The organism is Chryseobacterium sp. ERMR1:04 (assembly GCF_001297705.1).
Taxonomy (GTDB): domain Bacteria; phylum Bacteroidota; class Bacteroidia; order Flavobacteriales; family Weeksellaceae; genus Chryseobacterium.
On the sequence record NZ_LIRF01000004.1, the window covers coordinates 127,008 to 148,411 of the forward strand.

Consider the following 21,404-nt stretch of genomic DNA (forward strand, 5'->3'; position numbering starts at 1 on the left):
CCTTTCTTAAACCGCGTATTTTGCTAATACAATGTTATCTCCACTTTTTATTTTGTTGGTAATTCTGGGAAATTTATGATTTTCCCTAAATCATTAAATATTTGTTGTCTGCATTTCTTTTTGAACTTTTCATTTTTGTGTTCGGACAAATATTTACAAATAAAAAATAAATCAGTAGTTCGTATTAAACCAATCCTTTCTCTTTCAGCCCCTTTTAAACATTTAGTAGTAAAATAATCTTGTCTTTCTTCAATTTTAGAATTTCTAAAAGGATTTCCGAATAAAAGTCCAAATGCTTTCTCATCAACTTCTTCTCTTTGAAAATCTTCATTTAATGAATCTTGTAATTGTCGAAATTTACTAATGTCGATAGACTTTGAATCTTTACCCTCACATTCTCCTATATATCTAATTTTTTCAGGAGAAATAATAACTTGGTCTAATTCAAGTACTCCATTATCAAAGTTATCTGCTTCAAATCCTAGTATTTTTAATGCTTTTATTACAGCATTCTCAAGTTGCTTACCCGTTTCAAAAATTAAATCTTGGAGAGATTCTTCAGATTCTTTAATTGTTTCTAACGATTCGATTTCATGTTCAATTTTTTTTATTGATTCAATTTTCCCTTCAATTTCTAGTTTAAGTTTTTCTACTTTATTCAACTTATATTTTTCTTCTACAAGCCAAATTGGTTTAGGTGATCTTTCAATATCACTTGATAGAGTTTTATCTATTTCAAGAATTGTACTTAAAATCTTACGTTGATGCTTATAACCCTCATCTGTAAATTCGTCCTCCTCATCATAGAACTCTTCATTATGTGGCTCAATAAAAGGTAAGATTATAATATTCCCATTTTTACGTTTAATTATTCCTGAAATAATTTTATCCTGAGTTTTGTTATATATGAGAGGCTGTATTTCTAAATCTTTAGATTCAATGTATGCTTTATATGATAAAATATTTTTAAAATTTTCTATAAAAGTTTTTATTAAATTACTTTTAGCTACAATTTTTTCTCCTTTGGAATTGTGAACATCTATTTTAAAGGGTAAAATTTTATAATTATCAAAATTTTCAACAATATTTGTTACTTTTTGATTTCTTCCTGTTCCACTTGTATTCCTTTGCCCTGTATCAATATAAAACTGTTCCTTTTCATCTAGAAAGATGAAAATATTTTTGCCTGCTTCCAATGCAGAATTTATCTCTCTATTCCAGTGAATAGTAAAATCTTTTATTTTTGAAGATACATCTAAATTATATGACGTTTTCCCACGATAATTTGAACTATAACCATTGTTCATATTAATATGTGGACTGCAAATTATAATATCAGCATCCGAAAGAGAATGTTTTGTTTCAAAATCTACAAGTTTTACTTCGTCAAGGAATAATTCATAATCAATCGAAATGATATCTTTCATTTTAGTACAAGTTATGTTAAAACTAATTATAATATTTGCCTTTAAACAATGCGTAAATTCAAGCAATAATTTCGATAAAAATAACTAAATATCGCTCGCAAAACAATTTTAATCCAAAACCCAATGAAAAAAAACCGAAGTTATACTGTTCTAGATACAAAATTATTCTTTTAATAATTTTGTATCTAACCAACGAATTAGAAAGCCTTAAAAAATCTTAAATAAAATTCATTTTTCATTCTAATGAGACTTGAATCCATTAAAAAACCGATTGTATCTCTATGAAATACAATCGGTTTTATTTTTAACAAAAGATTATATTTTCATGCGCGCTTTTGTAACCTTCTTATCAATAGTTTTGTCTTATCTATAAAAAACTAATGACAAAACTTTTATCTCCACTCTTTTTATTTTTTACGATATTATTTTTCGGTCAGACGCAACTGAAGGTATTCAACAAAAACAACAAGCAGCCCATCCAAAATGTAGCTGTTTACTGTGATGACAATCTGCTGGGGAAAACCAATCATGAAGGTATATTATCTTTTAAAACAAAATGTAAAAAGGTAGAAATTTTGGCCAGTAATTTTGAAGATGCTTTGGCTGATGTAAAAAAATCGATGGAAGTTTCAATGAAACCACTATCTGAAAAACTGGATAATATCGACAGAGTTGTCATTACTGATAAAAGCGATGCTAGAGCATTAAAAATTTTGGATGAGGTGAATAAAAGAGCTAAAGAAAACTCTCCGAAATCATTAGATACTTATAATTTTAAATCTTATACTAAATTTTCCATTGATGTAGATAAAGATTCCATTGACACCTTTAAAGATTTCTTGGCGATAAGAAAAGATTCACTTTCTAAAGTAGATCACAAAGCTTTTAAACAAAAAGAAAAGGATAAAAAAGACTCATTAACTACCGAAGATTTTCTCACTGCTACAGAAGAAAGCCAGATGTTTCTTTGGGAAAAAGCGACGGAGTACAAATATTCAAAAAGTTTTGGAGAAAAAACCAATATTATAGACAATAAAATGTCAGGTTTTAAAAACCCTATTTATGAAGCGTTGGCCATTAATATTTCTAATTTAGACAGAACTCCAAGACAATTAAGACCTGAAAACAGAAAGCTGTTTAATTTCTATCTTTCTGATACTTTACAGCTTGATGGTAGAAAAACCTACGTTATTAAATTCAAAGAAATTACAGATAAAAAGAAACAAAATCCGAGAAAATTCAACGGGAAAATATTTATTGATTATCAGACCTATGCCTTGAAAAAGTTTGAAAGTATCAACAAAAAACAAAACGAAGGAAATATTGTTTCGGTCTGGAAACCTATCGATGGAAAATGGTTTTTGGACTATGAAGATATTAAACTCAAAATGGGAAACCAAAGTTTTAATACTTCAAAAAAAGACAGCCTAAAGCCTGGAGAAAAAACAAAATACAATAAAAAGAAGTTTGGAAACTATCTCTATGTTAAAAACCGATTTTTTGATTTTGAATTGAATCAACAGCAAAAAGCATCAGAGTTCAAAGGCTATTCTCTGGAAATGAAAAATTCCGACGGAAGCCTTTTAAATCAATACAGAACCGACAGTCTTACGGCAAGAGAAAGCCTAACCTACACAAAAATTGACAGCTTTGTACAAAAGCATGATTTTGAGAAAAAATTAAACACTTTAACCCAATTGATGCGCGGAAATATCCGCTATAAAATGATTGATTTTGATATTACTAAACTCTTCAGTTACGATAAATATCAAGGGTTGCGTTTGGGGGCCGGTTTGAAATTAAATGAAAAATTCAATACAACATTTTCTCCTGATGGCTATTTCGGTTACGGATTTAAAGACCATACATGGAAATACGGTTTAGGTCTGGATGTAAAATTGTCTGACAAGAGAACGTCAATTTTCAGGATTGATTATGTAGACGATGTATTTGCTGCGGGAAGATTCAGCAATAATATGTGGGATATGATGATGAAAATTACGGATATGAATCTGGATCTTCATAATGGAACTTTCTACAAAAATCAGAAATGGGGAGCTTCATTTCTTTATGATGTTTCCAACTCATTAAGCATGAAAATTACGGTGAACAAAGAAAAACAACGGGCTCTTTTCGATTATCAATACAAAAATTTGGGCAACAGTTTCGATAATACAAGTGCAACATTATCTTTAAAATATTCTCCGAATGATAAAAATATCATGACGCCAAGCGGGAAATATACATATGAAAAAGGCTATCCTCAACTCTTTATGAATTATGAAAAAGGGTTTGAAACGTTAGGTGGAAATTTAGATTATCACCGATTAGATGTATTAATCATTCATCAGTTCAGATCAAAACTGGGCTACACCAACATCAAACTTTTTGGTGGAATTTCTTCAGGGAATGCCCCGATCTGGAAAAACTTTGAAATTGCAGGACAAAATGATACGAACGTCGACAAATGGTATTCGAACATCAGTACGCCTTCCAATATGGGCTTTACAACCATGCCTTCAGGAACTTTCTTTGTTGATAAATTTGTGGCATTTAAAGTTTCTCAATCTCTTCCTTTTAGATTTAAAACTCTTGGGAACAAGTATTCTACTATCGAAATTGAATATCAATCTGCTATCGGAAATTTAAAAAACAGGGCAGATCATCAGTTCCAATTCCAGGTTTTAGATCATTATTATCAGGAAGTCGGGTTTATGTGGAACAGATTTTTGGGCAGAAGTTTAGATGTTGGCCTTTCTTACAGGTTAGGATATTACCAGACTTCTCAGTTTAAAGATAATGTTGGAATAAAGTTTAGATTAAATGTCTTGTAAAAAATTAGACATAAAGTCTGTTTAAACTAATTTTAAATTTAACCGCAAAAGAGGCAAAAGCTATTTTTACAATTGTTAATAGATGACTAAAAGTTCTCAAAAGAATAATATTTCGACTCCGCTCAATAGGCAAAGATTTTCAAAGACTAATGTTTTCTTTTTTTCAGTTTAAAGATAAGCTTTATATTATCTTTTGTAACCTCTTGTGGTTAAATAAAAAGCTTAAACAAGTTTATACATAAAAGTGCTCTCGGAATATTTTTCGGGAGTTTTGCTTTAAAAGATAATAGAAGAATGTCCAAAATTTTCGGACGTTCTTTTTTTTAATTACTGGGTAAGCCAAAATTTTAATAATGTCGGTTTTAAAATGATCGGTATTTTCAATATTTATTATTTTATTTAAAAAAACAAAAAATACAATTAATATTATCCTTTATCTTATTTAAGTATAAAACATTAAATAAATAAGATCGTTACTGTTAACTTTTGCAACAAGCGAAAATAACAACAAAATCAACAAAATAAATATAAATTTGTTTTTATTAAAAATAAATAGTTTATTTGATGTAAATAAACTATTATTTGCACGTAAAAACATACAAATAAATAATTTATTTACATAACTAATTTTATCATTATATAGAATTGGAGAGAAATAGAATAGTGTCATACACTATAGCGTCTGGCTTTCAACCGGACTGTAAGATAAGACTACAAAAACCCAAATTTTATTTGTAGCTCAAGGTAGAATCTTATGTCTACTATTTAATAGGATGGCTTTTACTTAAGTATTAAAAGTTTAAATGAGCTCAAATATACTCAACTCCTTAATTTAAAACAATTTTCTAATTAAACCACAAAACATCTCTCTTCAACATCATTAAGAATAGATCTTTTAGATTATTACACTATCAAAAAAAAATAACATTAATTACTCTTGTTAAACTACATCATAATCCTAGTGAAAACAATTTAGATTTATTATCTGATAACACTAAAAAACTGATAAAACAACTCACACTCATTGAATTAGATGTCCCGGATTTTCGAAAATTTTGTTAAGTCACAACTTCAAATCTATCAATACATTACTTAATAACAAATAAAATTTAAAACAATGGATACTAAAAATATTAAGCAAATAGTTGTAATTTTTGCTTTACTTACTCTCGCAATAGCTTGTAATAAAATGCATAATCATGAACCTACTTTCAGTAATGAGGAGAGTAATCAGATAGATATGCATGAAAACAATACCATTAAAAATCTATCTCATGATATTTTTTATGAAAATTATGATAGTATCAACAAACTTAACACCTCAGAACTCAATGAATTTCAGATAATAAAAGTAAAAAAAGATACTGTTTTACCTATACCTAATGAAAAAATAAATATCGAGGCTGGTAGTTATATTCAAAATTATTCTGATCCTCTCATACACATTGCCGCAAAACTTCCCGACAACACCACTATTTTCATATACTGGTATAAAGATTTCCCTAGTAACAATACTAACGATAGTGATGAATTGGAAGATTTCATATCGTTGAGCAAGCAAAAGAAAAAGAATATTCAGAATATATTAACTATCTCTCAAGAACCTGGAGCTAGAATCATAAGCTATGATTACAAAAAGAATGGAAAACAATACAATGGGCATACAAGGATCCAAAAAAAACACAATTTATTTCTCTCCATGGAATTAGAAAGCAACACACTAGATCAAGAAGATCTTAAATTGAGTGCAATATATTTTTTTGTAAGCAATGCATTGAAATGAAAGCATTTTTTTTACAGAATGCAGAATAATGGAGATTCGAAAATCTAAGACATTCCTACTTTAGGCTTAAGATATTTTCTATTAAAGGTCATTTGAATATCAATGATTAAAACTTTCCCGAAACAAGAAATATCATTACTTTTGACGTAGGTTTTTTCATATGAAAAGGGGGTTATTAATTATATTTTTTTTTGCATTTATTTTTGGTTTTTCACAATCAAAAGTTACGGATATTGAAACTGTTGTCATCACAGACAAAAGTGATCCTCGTGCATTGGAAATCCTTAAAAAAGTGAATCAATACTTCACCAGAAATTCCCCAAAAAGTTTAGAATCTTACGCCTATAAATCTTACGAAAAAATCTCATTGGATATTGATGAAGACAGTATTTCTCAGTATAACAGATTCTTTGAAGACAATAATCTATTCAAGAAAAAAAGAGAGAAAGATTCCTTAAACAACATTTCTGCGAGACAGATATTTGCCAAAAGTAAATTATTCCTCTGGGAAAGAGCTCAGGAATTTTTATATTCCACAAAATATGGAGAAAAGATCAATATTCTGGACAACAGAATTTCAGGTCTTAAACAACCTATTTATGAGATGATCGCTTTGCAACAAAGCAACAGAGATAAAATCCCCAATCAGCTAAAACAGGAAAACAGAGGATTGTACAGATTCTTTTTAACGGATACGCTTGAGATGGATGGCAGAAAAAACTTCGTCATCCGTTTTCGTGAAGTAAATTACAAGAAACCTGATAAAAAAAGGAAATACAATGGTGCTATTTATATTGATACGGAGACCTACGGAATCAAAAAGATAGAAAACTTCAGCAAGAATAAAAACGACGGTATTATTACCAGCACCTGGATCTTCTATAATGACAAATGGTTTTTGGCTCATGAAACCGTAAAATTAAGGATGAACAAAATGGCTATGCAGGAAGATAATAAAGAGCATCCTGAAGAAAAGCCTACTAAAAAAGACAAGCAAAGTTTCGGAACCTATGCGTTTCTTTCGTCGAGATATTTTGATTTTAAAACACCTATTGAAGAAGATAAAAAAGATTTTAAAGGCTATACCTTCTCGGTTAAAAATGCCGACGGGAAAAGTCTGGACCGCTACCGAACTGATCCTTTAACGGAAAGAGAAAGAAACACCTATAAAACGATCGACAGCCTCGGAAAAAAATATAATATAGACAACAAAGCTCAGATTTTATCCGGATTATTAAATGGACAAATCCGAGTGGGAAGCGTAGATTTCGCAATTGATGAGGTTGTAAATTTCAACTTATATGAAGGATTCAGAGTGGGTTTAAAGGGTAAACTTAATGAAAATTTTAATCCTTATTTCTCCCCTGATTACTATTTTGCCTACGGTTTCAAAGACGATAAATGGAAATACGGAATTGGGCTTGATATGAAAACAACATTGGAAAAAAACTCCTATTTTAGAGTTGAATATTACAATGATGTGACCGCTTCCGGAGAATTTTACAGAAAACTTTGGAGCTTTAAAATGCGTACTATGAACTATGGAAATAATATCAACAACGACAGATATTTTCATTTCAGAGGAGCCTCTTTATCTTATAACAATGATATCACCAATGCGCTCACCTTGGTTTTCGCCACCAGAAGAAACCTTGAAGAAGCTTTGTTTGATTACTCATTCAGAGGCAGAGGATCGTCTTTTGATAACGTGAGTACCTTGGTTACTTTAAAATATTCTCCGAACTCTACCAATATCATGACGCCGCAAGGAAAATCACTGATTGACCAGAAATTTCCGGAAATCTATCTGAATTATGAGCAGAGTTACAAAACATTAGGCGGTGATTTCAATTATTCGCGTTTTGATTTGCTGTTCCTTCATAATTTTAAAACAATGTTCGGAACCACAGGTTTCAGGCTGTATGGAGGAATGGTGTTAGGTGATGCCCCGATCTGGAAAAACTTTACGATGAATGGGCTTGCATCTTCAAGAAAAGATTTCAATTTTAACTTAACCTCTTTTCTGGGATTTGCCACATTGGAAGGTGGAAAATATTATAATGATAAATTTGTTGCCTACTACTTCACCCATAAAATTCCTTGGTATTTTAAAAGTTTCGGACAGAATATTTCAAGCTTCGACTTTGTATTAAGAGGAACGATTGGAGATATGAAGCATCCTGAATACCACGAGTTCAAATTTAGAAAACTAGATCACCTGTATCAGGAAGTTGGGTTGGAATGGACAAATTTCCTTTCAAGCTATTTCAATTTAGGCGTATTCTACAGAGTGGGTTACTATACAACCCCAAATTTTAAACAAAACTTTGCCATACAGTTTAAATTAAAATTACTAGAATTTTAATGGCAAATAATAGATAATGAGCAATCAATAATAAAAAAATAAAATGAAGACAATACAAATAAAAGCAGAGCAGTTTTTTGAATTATTAAGATTAAAAGACACGCCAATGTGGGAGATTTTTGCTCAAATGATTGATGGAGAAGAAAAGGAAATGATTTTTCTAGATAACGAAGACAAAGTACTTTTCAATTATATTTTACCTTCCAATAAGGAAAAGTTAGAAGAAGACCGAAAAGAATTCTCAAAGGAGTTTTCTGAAAAATTGGCTACCTTTAATTAAGTTAAAATAGCAAAATGAAAAAAGGATATCTGTTATCAATTGTAGCCGTATTTATTTTTAGTTTGGGAAATGCTCAAAACTATAAAAAACCGTTGGTTTCAGCCATCAAAGAAGCAGATCTTAAAAAAGATATGTATGAATTGGCGGCCGACCAGTTTTGGGGACGTGAAGCCGGAACGTTAGATGAATTAAAAGTATCGATGTGGCTGGCCGACAAAGCCAAGGAAGCAGGAATGAAACCCGCAGGAGATAACGGAACTTTCTTTCAGTTTTTTGATATGTACAGACATCAGGTAATTCCACAAAGCAGCTTGAAAATTGGAGACAATACCTTAAAATTATGGAAAGACTTCTTAGTCGCAGAACCTGTAAATGCCAGTATTGATGCCGAGATTATGTATGCAGGAACTACCGAACCCGAAGGTTTATCTAAATTAAATCTAAAAGGAAAAATTCTTGCCATCAACGCATCCGATAAAAATATCGATAAAGAAATGACTCTTTTCGTAAGAAGATATCCCGGATTTGTAAGAACAAAATACTACAACAAAGCCTATGAATTAGGTGCAAAAGGAATCATATTCATCACAGATGATATCTCAGAAAAAAGTTGGGTTGAAGTATTGCCTCAAATGACGAGAGGCTCTTACGGAGTTGAAGGATTAAGAGAAAAGGTAACGAACAATATTCCTGTTCTTTGGATCAAAAAAGAAAATGCGAATTGGGTAAAAAGCAATCCTAAAATTTCTTTAAACCTCATCACAGAAACTTATAAATATCCTTCGGTGAACATCATCGGAAAAATAGAAGGAACAGATCCTCAATTAAAAGAGGAATATGTGTTGCTAAGCGGACACCAAGATCATGACGGAATAAGACATCCTGTAAAAAATGACACGATCTACAACGGCGCTGATGACAATGCAAGTACTTGCGTTGCCATGTTGGCTATGGCCCGAGCTTATAAAAAACAACCGGGAAAAAGAAGTATTTTATTTGTTTTTCACGGGGCTGAAGAAAGAGGATTATTAGGTTCAAGATGGCATGCAACACATCCTGTTGTTCCTAAAGCAAAAATAGTTGCCGTTCTGAATGGCGATATGATAGGGAGAAATGATAATAATGAAGCGGCTTTATTAGGCGGAAATGCTCCTCATAAAAACTCAGAAGAATTGGTAAAAATGGCTGAAGATGCCAATAATGAAAGTACAAAATTCAAGTATCTGAAAGATTGGGATTCCCCAAATCATGCTGAATATTTCTATTTTAGAAGTGATCATCTTCCGTATGCGAAAGTGGGAATTCCTGCGATATTTTTCACGAGCGTTTTACACGATCAGTACCATACACCACAAGACGAATCTGAAAATATTAATTTTAAAAAGCTCTATAAAATGACGGAATGGATGTACAGAACGTCATGGAAAGTAGCCAATGAAGCGGAACGTCCCAAAGTGATTCCGAATTTTACATTGGAGAGATAGTGAAATCTTATTTTATTCTAGTTGATTTTTCACTCTGCTTACACTTCGATCTGAATGACAACTCTTTTTTCTCAGATTTGAATAATGAACGTATTTAATATTTTTATTTTAACCACAAAAGAAGCAAAAAATTTTAACACTTAAGATTTATTTAAGTAAAAGTCATGCTGCTAATAAGTACACTAAAGTTTTTGAAAATCTTTGATTTTCTTCTTATGTGATCTTTACTTACTATCATCAGATGAAGCTTTAAATCGTTTAATAATAGCTTTTGTCCCTTTTGCGGTTATTTTTTTATCACACATTAATATTTGACATTTATAAAACCAAAAGCTTCACAAATTGTGAAGCTTTCTTTTCATCATTGATTTTTAGAATACTATAATTAAATAAGAATATTCATTAAGGAAGGATCATTATTAAGATAGTTCACGAAAAAATCATATTTTTTCATGTTAGATAATAAAGGCTCAAAATCTTCATTATTCTTTAGCACAATCCCCACAACTGCTATCCCTTTTTCTTTTGAATTCTTCTTGGTGTATTCAAAAGTGGTAATATCATCATTGGGTCCCAAAACATCCATCACAAAAGACTTTAAAGCACCCGGACGCTGAGGAAATCTCACCAAAAAATAATGTTTTAACCCTGCGTATAACAATGCCTTTTCTTTTATTTCTTCCATTCGGGTAATGTCATTATTGCTTCCACTGATAATGCATACTACATTTTTCCCTTTTATTTCTTCTTTGTATTTCTCTAAAGCAGCCACCGATAAAGCTCCCGCAGGTTCTACCACCACTGCATCTTTGTTATACAGCGAAAGTATGGTTTCACAAATCATCCCTTCCTCAATCGTAACGACATCATGCAATGCATTCTGACAGATATTGAAGTTAAGATCTCCTACTTTCTGCACCGCCGCTCCATCCACAAAACGACTGATTTTTTCTAAATGAAAAGGTTTCCCTTCCTCCATTGCTTTGGTCATGCTGGCTGCTCCGGAAGGTTCTGTTCCGATAATCTTAGTTTTTGGAGAGAGATTTTGAAAGACACTGCAAATGCCAGCCGCTAATCCACCACCACCAATGGGTAGAAAAAGATAATCGATAAGTCCATCTGCCTGTTCCAAGATTTCTAATGCTACCGTAGCTTGCCCTTCAATAATCGCAGGATCATCAAACGGATGAATAAATACGCCTTCATTCTTTTCACAAAACTCCAAGGCCGCATCTTTAGCTTCATCAAAAGTATCTCCATACAGAACTACATCTACATAATTACCACCAAACATTTTTACCTGCTCCAGTTTTTGACCGGGTGTTGGCAAAGGCATAAATATGGTGCCTTTTGTTTTCATCGCACTGCATGCAAAAGCAACGCCCTGCGCATGATTTCCTGCGCTGGCACACACCACTCCTTTTGAAAGATTTTCTTTAGACAGCGTTGCCATTTTATTATAAGCTCCTCGTATTTTATAAGATCTTACCTGTTGTAAATCTTCTCTTTTAAAATTAATGTTAGACTCATAAACCGTCGATAAATTATTATTGACTGACAATGGAGTTCGGACACTGACTTCTTTGAGTCTCTCAGCCGCCTTTCGGATATTCTCCAACGTAACAGCCTGCCGATTTTTCTCTTTCATCATAATCAATTATTTTCCGGTCTCAGACTACGGACGGTTTTTCCCGCCTGCCACATTTCACTTTCGCGAAGTTCTGCTAATTCGGCATCCAGTTTTTCTCTATAATCTGATTTGCTGTTGCTGTCAATAGATAATTGCGCCTCATTTCCGGAAGCTACATTGTTGTATAATTCTTCAAATATGGGAGAAGTAGCATCCTTAAAACGTTTCCACCAATCTAGTGCTCCTCTTTGAGCCGTGGTACTGCAGTTAGCATACATCCAATCCATTCCGTTTTCTGCAACCAATGGCATTAATGATTGCGTAAGCTCTTCTACAGTTTCATTAAATGCTTCGGAAGGACTGTGCCCGTTTTTTCTCAACACTTCATATTGTGCAGCAAAAATTCCCTGAACGGCCCCCATTAATGTTCCTCTTTCTCCTGTAAGATCACTGTATACTTCTTTTTTGAAATCAGTCTCAAACAAATAACCGCTTCCAACTGCTATTCCCAATGCAATTACTCGATCTCTAGCTTTACCTGTCACATCCTGATAAACGGCGAAACTGCTGTTCAATCCTCTATTTTGAAGGAACATTCTTCTTAGTGATGTACCTGAACCTTTTGGAGCTACCAAAAAAACATCTACATCGGCTGGCGGTACAATTCCTGTACGTTCGCTAAACGTAATTCCAAAACCGTGTGAGAAATACAATGCTTTACCTGGCGTTAAATGTTCTTTTACTTTTGGCCAATATTCTATCTGAGCGGCATCACTTAAAAGATAGCAGATAATGGTTCCTTTTTTAAGCGCTTCTTCAATTTCAAATAACGTTTCTCCGGGAACGAATCCGTCTGCAATGGCTTTATCCCAAGATTTTGAGTTTTTTCTTTGTCCTACAATTACATTGATACCGTTATCTTTTTGATTTAATGCTTGTCCCGGACCCTGAACTCCGTATCCGATAACCGCTACCACCTCATCTTTCAGTACTTCCTGAGCTTTTTCTAATGGAAACTCTTGCCTTGTTACTACATTTTCTTCTACTCCTCCGAAATTTAATTTTGCCATTTTATTGATATTTTTTTATGATTAATTTTAATAATTAGTTGATATTTTCTATTGTTTCAAGGTAGATATTGGGGCGATAAAATACTTCCAACACATCTATCTGCTTTTCTATTTGCTGAATAAGCTTTTGTATGACTTCATCGGTTTCTTTCACTACAAAAATCAGTTTTTTACAATCTTTTTTTTCTGATGGGCCTACATTAACGCTGACAATATTAATTCTCCTTCTGGAAAAAATATTATTAACCCGATTGATAAATCCTGTATACCCTTCTATATGAGTGGTGATCATATATTCTTTTTTTTCTTCATTCATGTTGTTGTCTTTTAATTTTTATTATGGGTCAATACGATCTCTGCTACACTTTTACCTTGAGGAACCATTGGGAAAACATTGTATTCTTTTTCTACCATGATTTCCATAAGATAAGCTCCTTCATTATCCAGCATTTCACGAATTGATTCTTTTAAATGATCTCTGTGCAATACTTTTTCACCGGGTATTCCATATCCTTTAGCTACTTGTACAAAATCAGGACTTTGAATATCTACAAAAGAGTATCTTTCTTCATGAAATAATTCCTGCCACTGCCTTACCATCCCTAGAAAGCAGTTATTAAGAATCATAATTTTAATATTGGGATGATATTGCATAACTGTTCCCAATTCCTGTATATTCATTTGAGCGCCTCCATCTCCCATCACTGCAATAATCTGACGGTCTGTTGCGTATGACGCTCCGATTGCTGCGGGAAGACAAAACCCCATTGTTCCAAGTCCGCCGCTTGTAATATTACTTTTAGACTGATTAAATTCAGCATATCGACAGGTTACCATTTGATGTTGCCCAACATCGGTTACAATTACTGCATCTCCTTGGGTCAATTCATTCAAACATTTGATAACTTCGCCCATCGTAATATCTCCTTCGGAAGGGTTAAGCTCGTTACTTATTAAATTAATATGCTCTATTTCGTGGCAATCTTTAAATCTTGTATGCCAATCCACATATTCTTTAGGGTTAATCAACGAAGTAAGCAATGGCAATGTTTCTTTACAATTACCAATTACGGGTACGGCAACTTTTACGTTTTTATTGATTTCAGCTTTATCAATATCAAGATGAATTATTTCTGCCTGTTTTGCATATTCATCCAACTTACCGGTTACGCGGTCATCAAAGCGCATTCCTATCGCAATAAGAACATCACATTCATTGGTGAGTAAATTGGGACCGTAGTTTCCATGCATTCCTACCATTCCCACTGCTTGAGGATGGTCTGTAGGTATTGCACTCATTCCCATAATCGTCCATGCTGTTGGAATTCCTGATTTTTCAATAAACTGTAAAAATTCTTTTTCAGCCTTGCCCAAAATAACACCTTGGCCTACAATGATAAAGGGATTCTTTGCATTGTTGATAAGCGCTGCGGCTTTCGTTATGAACTCAGACTGTATTTCAGGATTGGGTTGATAACTTCTAAGAAAATCACAAGCTTTATACCCTTGATATACACTTTTCTGCAACTGTGCATTTTTTGTTATATCGATAAGAACAGGTCCTGGTCTACCAGATCTGGCAATATAAAATGCTTTGGCTAATACTTCAGCAAGTTCATCTGCATCTGTTACCTGATAATTCCATTTGGTAACAGGGATTGTAATATTAATAACATCTATTTCCTGAAAAGCATCTGTTCCTAAAAGATGAGCGTACACTTGACCTGTAATGCATACAAGCGGTGTGCTATCTAACATAGCATCAGCCAGTCCTGTGACAAGATTAGTAGCTCCCGGACCACTGGTTGCCAATACCACACCTACTTCTCCGGATACTCTTGCAAAACCTTGAGCTGCGTGTACCGCCCCTTGTTCGTGCCTTACAAGTATGTGTTCTAAACTGTCTTTGTAATCATAAAGAGCATCATAGATCGGAATGATAGCGCCACCCGGATACCCAAACATTGTTTTTACCCCTTCCTGTAAAAATGTTTCGAGAATAATTTGGCTTCCACTAAGTTCTATCCCCGTCAACAGACTCTCTTTATCCTGGGTTAAATCTTGATTTTTCATTGTGTGTTATTTTATATTTCATCTGTTACGCAACCTTCTGCTGCTGAAGAAACTGTTAATGCATATTTATACAGCAGCCCTTTTGTAACTTTCAAAGCGGGCTTTACCCAACCTTGTTTTCTAATTTCAATTTCTGCATCCGAAACATTCAGCTGTATGGTATTGTTTACCGCATCTATTTCGATGAGGTCATCATCTTCTACAAAAGCAATCAAACCTCCTTCCTGAGCCTCAGGCGTAATATGTCCCACAACAAAACCATGCGTCCCGCCACTGAACCTTCCATCGGTAATTAAGGCTACGCTATTTCCAAAACCCGCGCCGATTAAAGCACTTGTCGGTTTTAGCATTTCTGGCATTCCGGGAGCCCCTTTTGGTCCTTCATTACGAATTACAATCACATCTCCGTGCTTCACTTTTCCATTTCTGATGCCTTCAATTAAATTTTTCTCTCCGTCAAATACTCTCGCTTTCCCTAAGAACTTCTCGCCTTCTTTACCTGTTATTTTAGCTACACTTCCCTTCTCAGCAAGGTTTCCATACAATATTCTTATATGTCCGGTTGCTTTTATAGGGTCAGAAATAGGTCGTATTACTTTTTGTTTTGTGAAATCAAGACTTGGTATATGTTCTAAATTTTCCGCAAGGGTTTTTCCTGTCACCGTAAGACAATCGCCATGAAGCAATCCTTCATTCAAAAGGTATTTCATCACTGCCGGTATTCCTCCATGCTCATGAAGATCCTGCATCAGATATTTCCCACTGGGTTTTAAATCGGCAAGCATTGGTGTAACATCGCTCATTTTTTGAAAATCATCCTGTGTTACCACAACATCTACGCTTTTGGCCATTGCAATAAAATGCAGAACGGCATTGGTACTTCCTCCCAAAACAATGATGATACGGAGTGCATTTTCAAATGCTTTGCGTGTCATGATATCAGAAGGTTTAATATCTTTTTCTAATAATTTTTTCAAATATCCTCCCGCCTCTAAACATTCGTTTTGTTTTTCCTGACTTGTTGCGGGATTAGATGATGAATAAGGCAAACTCATTCCTAATGCTTCAATGGCTGATGCCATGGTATTAGCGGTATACATTCCTCCACAAGCTCCTGCTCCGGGGCAAGAATTTTTAATCACTCCATTAAAATCTTCTTCCGAGATTTCTCCTGCTATCTTTTGTCCTAATGCTTCAAAAGCAGAAACAATGTTCAGTTGATTTCCTTTGTAACATCCCGGGGCAATTGTTCCGCCATATACCATGATTGAAGGTCTGTTTAATCTTCCCATTGCCATAATGGTTCCCGGCATATTTTTATCACAACCCGGCAAAGCGATTAGTCCGTCATAATACTGCGCTCCACATATTGCCTCAATACTGTCTGCAATAACATCACGGCTTACCAACGAATAACGCATTCCGTCTGTTCCGTTACTCATTCCGTCACTTACTCCAATGGTATTGAATACTAAACCGGCCAGCCCTTTCTCCCATGTTCCTTTTTTAACGATTTGTGCTAAATCATTAAGGTGCATATTACAGGTATTACCATCGTATCCCATGCTTGCAATTCCTACTTGAGCCTTTTGCATATCTTCATCTGTAAATCCTATTCCGTACAACATAGCTTTTGCCGCAGGTTGTTCAGTATTTTGTGTGAAGGTTTTCGAATATTTATTTAACATATTATCCTACATTTATTGTTTTTATTATCTTTCAGCATTGTATCAGAAATTTCATTTTTTTCGGAATTCATAAATGAAGTTTTTTACTTAATTTCCATCCAAAACTACAATTTGTAATATTTTTCTTATTTTCAATTTTATAAAAATTACAATATTCAACCGTTTAAAAAATGAACACATTTATTTAGTAATCAATTATTTACATTACAAAAATCTACAATGACCGAACTCTTACCACTTTCTGATAAGCCTCTTGTATCAACTTACTGCTCGTATCATCCCAATTTTTGGTAAACGGAATATCATCCAGAGAATCTAAGCCTACAATTTCAGCAGCTGTTCCACAGAAGAAAGCGGCATCGGCCCCTCTCATTTCTTCAGGTTTAAAGAAAGTTTCTTTAACAGGAATATTAAGTGCATTACATATTTCAAAAACAGTCTGTCGTGTGATGCCCGGCAGTATACTTCCTTTCGCCGGGGTAAAAAGAACACCATCTTTTTCATAGAAAACATTGGCTCCTGAACTTTCTGCAACATTTCCTTTTTCATCCAATACTAAAGCTTCATCATATCCTTTATCTTTCGCTTCCTGACTGGCTAAAATTGAATTTACATAGTGTCCTCCTACTTTTGCCTCCAGTAAAAAAGCCTGAGGATTGGGTCTCTGAAAACTTGAAGTCATAACTCGAACTCTATCCGATAAATACCCATTATTCCACTCCCATGCTAATATCGTGAGGTAGGATTCTTTTCCTTTGGTTAAACCCATATTAGGAGAACAAAAAACCAGCGGACGAATATATGCGTCATCCAATTCTCATACGCTCTGCAATTCTATAGATTGTTGATGTTCCTTGAAGTGCCGCATATTAGGAGAACAAAAAACCAGCGGACGAATATATGCGTCATCCAATTGGTTACGCTCTAACAGTTCATACGTAAGATCTTTGAGTTCCTGAGTGGTATAAGAAAATGGAATATGCATCAACTCTGCAGAACGGCGCAAACGGTCATAATGTTCTTCCGCTTTAAAGATCTTTGTTCCATGATCGGTTTTATAAGATTTTATTCCTTCAAAAACAGAATATCCATAATGCAGGGATTGCCCGTAAAGATCCGTTTGGGCATCTTTTGCTTTTACAAATTTTCCGTTAAAATAAATGAGGGTTTCATTGTTGTAATACATTTTTTATTCAGTTTAAAGTTTGTTGAAATAAAAAAGCCCTCTCACAATGTGAGAGGGCTTAGAATATATGGCAATATCTTTCCTTCTCACGGTAGTAAGGGAATAATAATGACGATAATAATTGTTGTTAATTGATACATAATTTTGGAATAAAAAAAAGCCGCTTCATTTTGAAGCGGCTCTATATAATTTAAAATAATTTTATTGTTATATCTACCGCTCTTTACTATTGAATGACAATAGTATTAATAATAGAAATGACAATAATATTTTTCTGATTCGTAAAATTCATGGTGTAAAGGTATTATTTTTTTGATATTCCACACTATTTTTTAGCTTTTTTTAACTTTTTATTTTTTGAGCATTAAATTCTAATCGTGTTTTTTGAGCTTCCAAAACATCATGAACCCTCAAAATTTTAGCACCTTGATGCAGTACTTTCATATGAAGCTTTTGTGTTTCTTCATTAATATCCAATGCCGATTTTCCGAGTGGTTTATAGATAAATGATTTTCGGGAAATACCAATCAATAATGGCCATCTACCAAAACCTAAATATTCTGTTTCATTAATCATTTTCATTTGGTCTTCAACCGTTTTGCCAAAACCAAAACCGGGATCTAAAATAATATCTTTTACTCCTTTTTCAAGAAGCCGGCTTGTTTTTTCAGAAAAATACCGGTTGATTTCCAACGTAATATCTTCAAATTGTATTTTATCATGCATCGTTTCATACGAAGGATTTACATGCATTAAAATATAAGGAAGTTTTGTTTCGGCGGCTGTATCAAACATAGCGTCATCATATTGACCGCCTGAAATATCATTAATAATATCCATCCCTTCATTAAAGCCAAACTTAACAGTTTCAGCATAAAAAGTATCCAACGAAATCAAAGCTTCAGGAAATTCTTTCTTGATTTGAGAAATTAACGTTCCTATTCTTCGGATTTCTTCTTCACTGCTTAAAAACCCTGCGTTTGGACGGGTAGATTGCGGTCCAATATCAATAATTTCAGCGCCCTCTTTCAATAATTTTTCAGCATGAAACAAAGCTGATTTTTCATTATTAAATTTCCCTCCATCTGAAAAAGAATCTGGAGTGAGATTTAAAATTCCCATGATTTTCGGACTGGTTAAATCTACAAGTCTTCCGTTACAATTGATAGAATATGAGGCTTTATATGTTTGAGTGTTTGAGTACATGAGCGTTTAGGGGTTAAGAAAAATATAACTTATAAATACTAAATAACCATTATTGGCCTTTAGCAATACAAATTTAAGGACTAACAATGATATCCTGCAACTTAAAATAACTTTTAACGATAAGCAATTCCAACGCTCAAACACTCCCATCCTCATCCTCTCAAACCATAAAAAACTCCTCTTTGAATCCTGCTAGATAAAAGCTAATTCGTATATTTGAAAGCTTAAGAGAATTTATGTTAAAAACTTCAATACAGTTCGAGAAAGTTATCAATGAGTGCCGTGATTTATTTTCAAAAAAATTACAGGATTACGGTGCAGCTTGGAGGGTTTTAAGACCGAGCTCCATTACGGATCAAATTTACATTAAAGTCAACAGAATCCGCACGTTACAGATGACTGATGTAAAAATGATCGATGAAAGCGAAGAAAGTGAATTTATCGCGATTGTAAACTATTCTATCATCGGGTTGATTCAGCTTGAAAAAGGACTTTCTAATGATTTTAACGAAGACAAAGAGGAGATTTTAAATCTGTATGATAAATATTCTAAAGAAGCTCAGGCTTTAATGGAAAGAAAAAATCATGATTACGGTGAAGCGTGGAGAGATATGAGAATTTCTTCGATTACAGATCTTATTTACCAAAAGGTGCTAAGAACAAAACAAATTGAAGATAACCAAGGCGTTACCATCGTTTCTGAAGGGTTAGATGCCAACTATTTCGATATGCTGAACTACGCCGTTTTCTGTCTTATAAAATTCTCCGAAAAACAAGATAACTTCCAATCTAAAACTATTTAATCATGATCAAAGGTCTATTACGTTTCATTATTGCTATTATTTTCATCCTTTCAGGCTTTGTAAAAGCGGTGGATTTGGTAGGTTTTTCTTTTAAAATGGAAGAGTATTTCGCTCCTTCTGTTTTCAACATGCCATTTTTAGAAAAATTTGCCTTATTATTTTCGATAATTGTAGTTGTTTTAGAGCTTTTTCTTGGATTTATGCTTTTATTAAAGTTAAAACTGAAGTTCACGCTCTCAGCGCTTATTGCACTTTGCATCTTCTTTGGCTTCCTTACTTTTTACTCAGCCTATTTCAATGTGGTAACAGATTGCGGATGTTTTGGAGATGCCATCAAATTCACCCCTTGGCAGAGTTTCATTAAAGATATTGTACTTTTAGTTGGGTTAATCATTGTATTTATTCTTTACCGAAAAGAGTTTAAGAAAAAGGATGATTATACTTTCAGCTCTAAAAAAGACCCTTCAAATACATTTAAATATATTCTTTTAGGACTATTTTCTTTGGGGATGATCTACATTATGGCTCAAGGAATTATGCATGAACCTTTAATTGATTTCCGTGATTATAAAATAGGAACCGATATTAAAGGTGAAAAAGAAAAGATCAATAAAAACCCGTCTGAATACAAAACTTTTTACTCTCTTAAAAATCAAAAAACGGGAGAAATTTTAAAAGTAAATCAGGACGATTATATTAAAGAAACAAAATATTGGGAAGAAGGATCTCCGTGGAAAATCGAGGAAGGAAAAAACGAATCTGTTTTAGTAAAAGAAGGATATAAATCTGAAATCGCTAAGTTTAAGATTGAAGATCTTACAGGAAAAGAAATTAATGACGAGATCATTAATGCGCCAAAAGCAATCTTAGTTTTCTCTTACCATCCGAAAGAAGTTCCAGCAGACTTACTTCAAAAATTGGAAGCTAAAGTTAATGCTCAAAAAGGAGCGGTTATCTATGGTGTTTCAACCGATCATAACACTTTTAAAACGATTAAAAATGCAATGATGGACGGAACTGCCATTAAAACGATTGCAAGAAGTAATCCTTTTGTATTGATTCTAGAAAAAGGAAAAATTGTAGATAAACAACCTGCAAAAGACTATATTAAATAATATATATAAATGGTGAATGGTTATTTGTAGATTAGTATAAAAACCATTCCTTATCAATTAATTTAAAACACTAAACATACAATGCATAAATCAAATAAACCTATCGCTGGTTACCACTTATTAATGATACTTTCTTCTGTAGACGGAGAATTTGCTCCTGAAGAAGGAATGCTTGTTCAGCAATATTTAGCGGATGAATTTCCGTTCAAAATGAACTTGGATGACGAGTTGGAAACCATTGCATTATTGCAACCCGAAGAATGGAAAAACCATTTTGAATTCCATGCCGGATGTTTCTATGATGACTCTACAGAGCCTGAACGTAAGAAATTTGCTCAGTTTGCCAAAACACTGATAAAAGCTGATAACAAAGTAACTGATGAAGAACATACTTATTATAAGCACCTGAAGAATATCTGGCAACTGGAGTAATTCTCGCAAGCCAAAAAACAAAATATAA

Annotated in this window: 15 protein-coding genes and 1 pseudogene; 8 read left to right on the forward strand and 8 right to left on the reverse strand. The window is 33.5% G+C overall.

Annotated features, from left to right (window positions below; translation table 11 throughout):
- Positions 1–47: 47 nt before the first annotated feature.
- Complete coding sequence (locus AMQ68_RS08030) at positions 48–1,427, reverse strand: hypothetical protein (RefSeq protein WP_054510136.1); 1,380 nt, start codon at positions 1,425–1,427, stop codon at positions 48–50.
- Between the two features lie 380 nt (positions 1,428–1,807).
- Here AMQ68_RS08030 and AMQ68_RS08035 point away from each other — a divergent pair, with 380 nt between their 5' ends.
- The 5 genes from AMQ68_RS08035 (at position 1,808) to AMQ68_RS08055 (ending at position 10,173) form a co-directional block, all read left to right on the forward strand.
- Complete coding sequence (locus AMQ68_RS08035) at positions 1,808–4,261, forward strand: DUF5686 family protein (protein ID WP_054510137.1); 2,454 nt, start codon at positions 1,808–1,810, stop codon at positions 4,259–4,261.
- A gap of 1,117 nt (positions 4,262–5,378) precedes the next feature.
- Entirely contained in the window at positions 5,379–6,044 is a 666-nt protein-coding gene (locus AMQ68_RS08040) for a hypothetical protein (protein WP_054510138.1), read from the forward strand.
- A 160-nt stretch (positions 6,045–6,204) separates the two neighbouring features.
- Positions 6,205–8,409 (forward strand): hypothetical protein, encoded by a 2,205-nt coding sequence (locus AMQ68_RS08045; protein ID WP_054510139.1) that lies wholly within the window; start codon positions 6,205–6,207, stop codon positions 8,407–8,409.
- A 43-nt stretch (positions 8,410–8,452) separates the two neighbouring features.
- Positions 8,453–8,689 carry a hypothetical protein gene (locus AMQ68_RS08050; RefSeq protein WP_054510140.1) on the forward strand — a complete coding sequence of 79 codons (237 nt, stop codon included), beginning with the start codon at positions 8,453–8,455 and terminating at the stop codon, positions 8,687–8,689.
- 14 nt (positions 8,690–8,703) lie between these two features.
- Positions 8,704–10,173, forward strand: a complete 1,470-nt coding sequence (locus AMQ68_RS08055) for a M28 family peptidase (protein WP_054510141.1) — start codon at positions 8,704–8,706, stop codon at positions 10,171–10,173.
- A 385-nt stretch (positions 10,174–10,558) separates the two neighbouring features.
- Here AMQ68_RS08055 and ilvA read toward each other — a convergent pair whose 3' ends face one another.
- From ilvA to folP, 7 genes and pseudogenes are all read right to left on the reverse strand, one after another.
- A complete protein-coding gene (gene ilvA / locus AMQ68_RS08060; protein WP_082384003.1) occupies positions 10,559–11,824 on the reverse strand; it encodes a threonine ammonia-lyase IlvA in 1,266 nt (421 codons plus the stop codon).
- A gap of 2 nt (positions 11,825–11,826) precedes the next feature.
- Positions 11,827–12,873 (reverse strand): ketol-acid reductoisomerase, encoded by a 1,047-nt coding sequence (gene ilvC / locus AMQ68_RS08065; RefSeq protein ID WP_054510142.1) that lies wholly within the window; start codon positions 12,871–12,873, stop codon positions 11,827–11,829.
- Positions 12,874–12,907: 34 nt separating this feature from the next.
- Positions 12,908–13,189, reverse strand: a complete 282-nt coding sequence (locus tag AMQ68_RS08070) for an ACT domain-containing protein (RefSeq protein ID WP_054510143.1) — start codon at positions 13,187–13,189, stop codon at positions 12,908–12,910.
- Between the two features lie 11 nt (positions 13,190–13,200).
- Positions 13,201–14,946: a biosynthetic-type acetolactate synthase large subunit gene (gene ilvB, locus AMQ68_RS08075; protein WP_054510144.1), complete on the reverse strand. Its 1,746-nt coding sequence runs from the start codon at positions 14,944–14,946 to the stop codon at positions 13,201–13,203.
- A gap of 11 nt (positions 14,947–14,957) precedes the next feature.
- Positions 14,958–16,634: a dihydroxy-acid dehydratase gene (ilvD, locus tag AMQ68_RS08080; RefSeq protein WP_054510145.1), complete on the reverse strand. Its 1,677-nt coding sequence runs from the start codon at positions 16,632–16,634 to the stop codon at positions 14,958–14,960.
- 214 nt (positions 16,635–16,848) lie between these two features.
- Positions 16,849–17,820 (reverse strand): annotated as a pseudogene (locus tag AMQ68_RS25920) (aminotransferase class IV).
- 342 nt (positions 17,821–18,162) lie between these two features.
- Positions 18,163–18,942, reverse strand: a complete 780-nt coding sequence (folP, locus tag AMQ68_RS08090) for a dihydropteroate synthase (RefSeq protein ID WP_185113397.1) — start codon at positions 18,940–18,942, stop codon at positions 18,163–18,165.
- Between the two features lie 320 nt (positions 18,943–19,262).
- Between folP and AMQ68_RS08095 the strand changes: the two genes are divergently transcribed.
- From AMQ68_RS08095 to AMQ68_RS08105, 3 genes are all read left to right on the forward strand, one after another.
- Positions 19,263–19,829, forward strand: coding sequence for a DUF1599 domain-containing protein (locus AMQ68_RS08095; RefSeq protein ID WP_054510147.1), 567 nt, complete (start codon positions 19,263–19,265; stop codon positions 19,827–19,829).
- A 2-nt stretch (positions 19,830–19,831) separates the two neighbouring features.
- Complete coding sequence (locus AMQ68_RS08100) at positions 19,832–20,944, forward strand: BT_3928 family protein (protein WP_054510148.1); 1,113 nt, start codon at positions 19,832–19,834, stop codon at positions 20,942–20,944.
- Between the two features lie 81 nt (positions 20,945–21,025).
- Positions 21,026–21,376, forward strand: coding sequence for a hypothetical protein (locus AMQ68_RS08105; protein ID WP_054510149.1), 351 nt, complete (start codon positions 21,026–21,028; stop codon positions 21,374–21,376).
- Positions 21,377–21,404: the final 28 nt, after the last annotated feature.

Excerpts from the sequence above, each read along its gene's own strand:
- AMQ68_RS08095 (WP_054510147.1), top strand. The coding sequence starts at position 19,263 with ATGTTAAAAACTTCAATACAGTTCGAGAAAGTTATCAATGAGTGCCGT.
- AMQ68_RS08040 (WP_054510138.1), top strand. The coding sequence starts at position 5,379 with ATGGATACTAAAAATATTAAGCAAATAGTTGTAATTTTTGCTTTACTT.
- AMQ68_RS08030 (WP_054510136.1), bottom strand. The coding sequence starts at position 1,427 with ATGAAAGATATCATTTCGATTGATTATGAATTATTCCTTGACGAAGTA.
- AMQ68_RS08055 (WP_054510141.1), top strand. The coding sequence starts at position 8,704 with ATGAAAAAAGGATATCTGTTATCAATTGTAGCCGTATTTATTTTTAGT.
- AMQ68_RS08070 (WP_054510143.1), bottom strand. The coding sequence starts at position 13,189 with ATGAATGAAGAAAAAAAAGAATATATGATCACCACTCATATAGAAGGG.
- ilvA (WP_082384003.1), bottom strand. The coding sequence starts at position 11,824 with ATGATGAAAGAGAAAAATCGGCAGGCTGTTACGTTGGAGAATATCCGA.
- AMQ68_RS08100 (WP_054510148.1), top strand. The coding sequence starts at position 19,832 with ATGATCAAAGGTCTATTACGTTTCATTATTGCTATTATTTTCATCCTT.
- ilvC (WP_054510142.1), bottom strand. The coding sequence starts at position 12,873 with ATGGCAAAATTAAATTTCGGAGGAGTAGAAGAAAATGTAGTAACAAGG.
- AMQ68_RS08045 (WP_054510139.1), top strand. The coding sequence starts at position 6,205 with ATGAAAAGGGGGTTATTAATTATATTTTTTTTTGCATTTATTTTTGGT.
- AMQ68_RS08050 (WP_054510140.1), top strand. The coding sequence starts at position 8,453 with ATGAAGACAATACAAATAAAAGCAGAGCAGTTTTTTGAATTATTAAGA.
- ilvB (WP_054510144.1), bottom strand. The coding sequence starts at position 14,946 with ATGAAAAATCAAGATTTAACCCAGGATAAAGAGAGTCTGTTGACGGGG.
- folP (WP_185113397.1), bottom strand. The coding sequence starts at position 18,942 with ATGGGAATTTTAAATCTCACTCCAGATTCTTTTTCAGATGGAGGGAAA.
- ilvD (WP_054510145.1), bottom strand. The coding sequence starts at position 16,634 with ATGTTAAATAAATATTCGAAAACCTTCACACAAAATACTGAACAACCT.
- AMQ68_RS08105 (WP_054510149.1), top strand. The coding sequence starts at position 21,026 with ATGCATAAATCAAATAAACCTATCGCTGGTTACCACTTATTAATGATA.
- AMQ68_RS08035 (WP_054510137.1), top strand. The coding sequence starts at position 1,808 with ATGACAAAACTTTTATCTCCACTCTTTTTATTTTTTACGATATTATTT.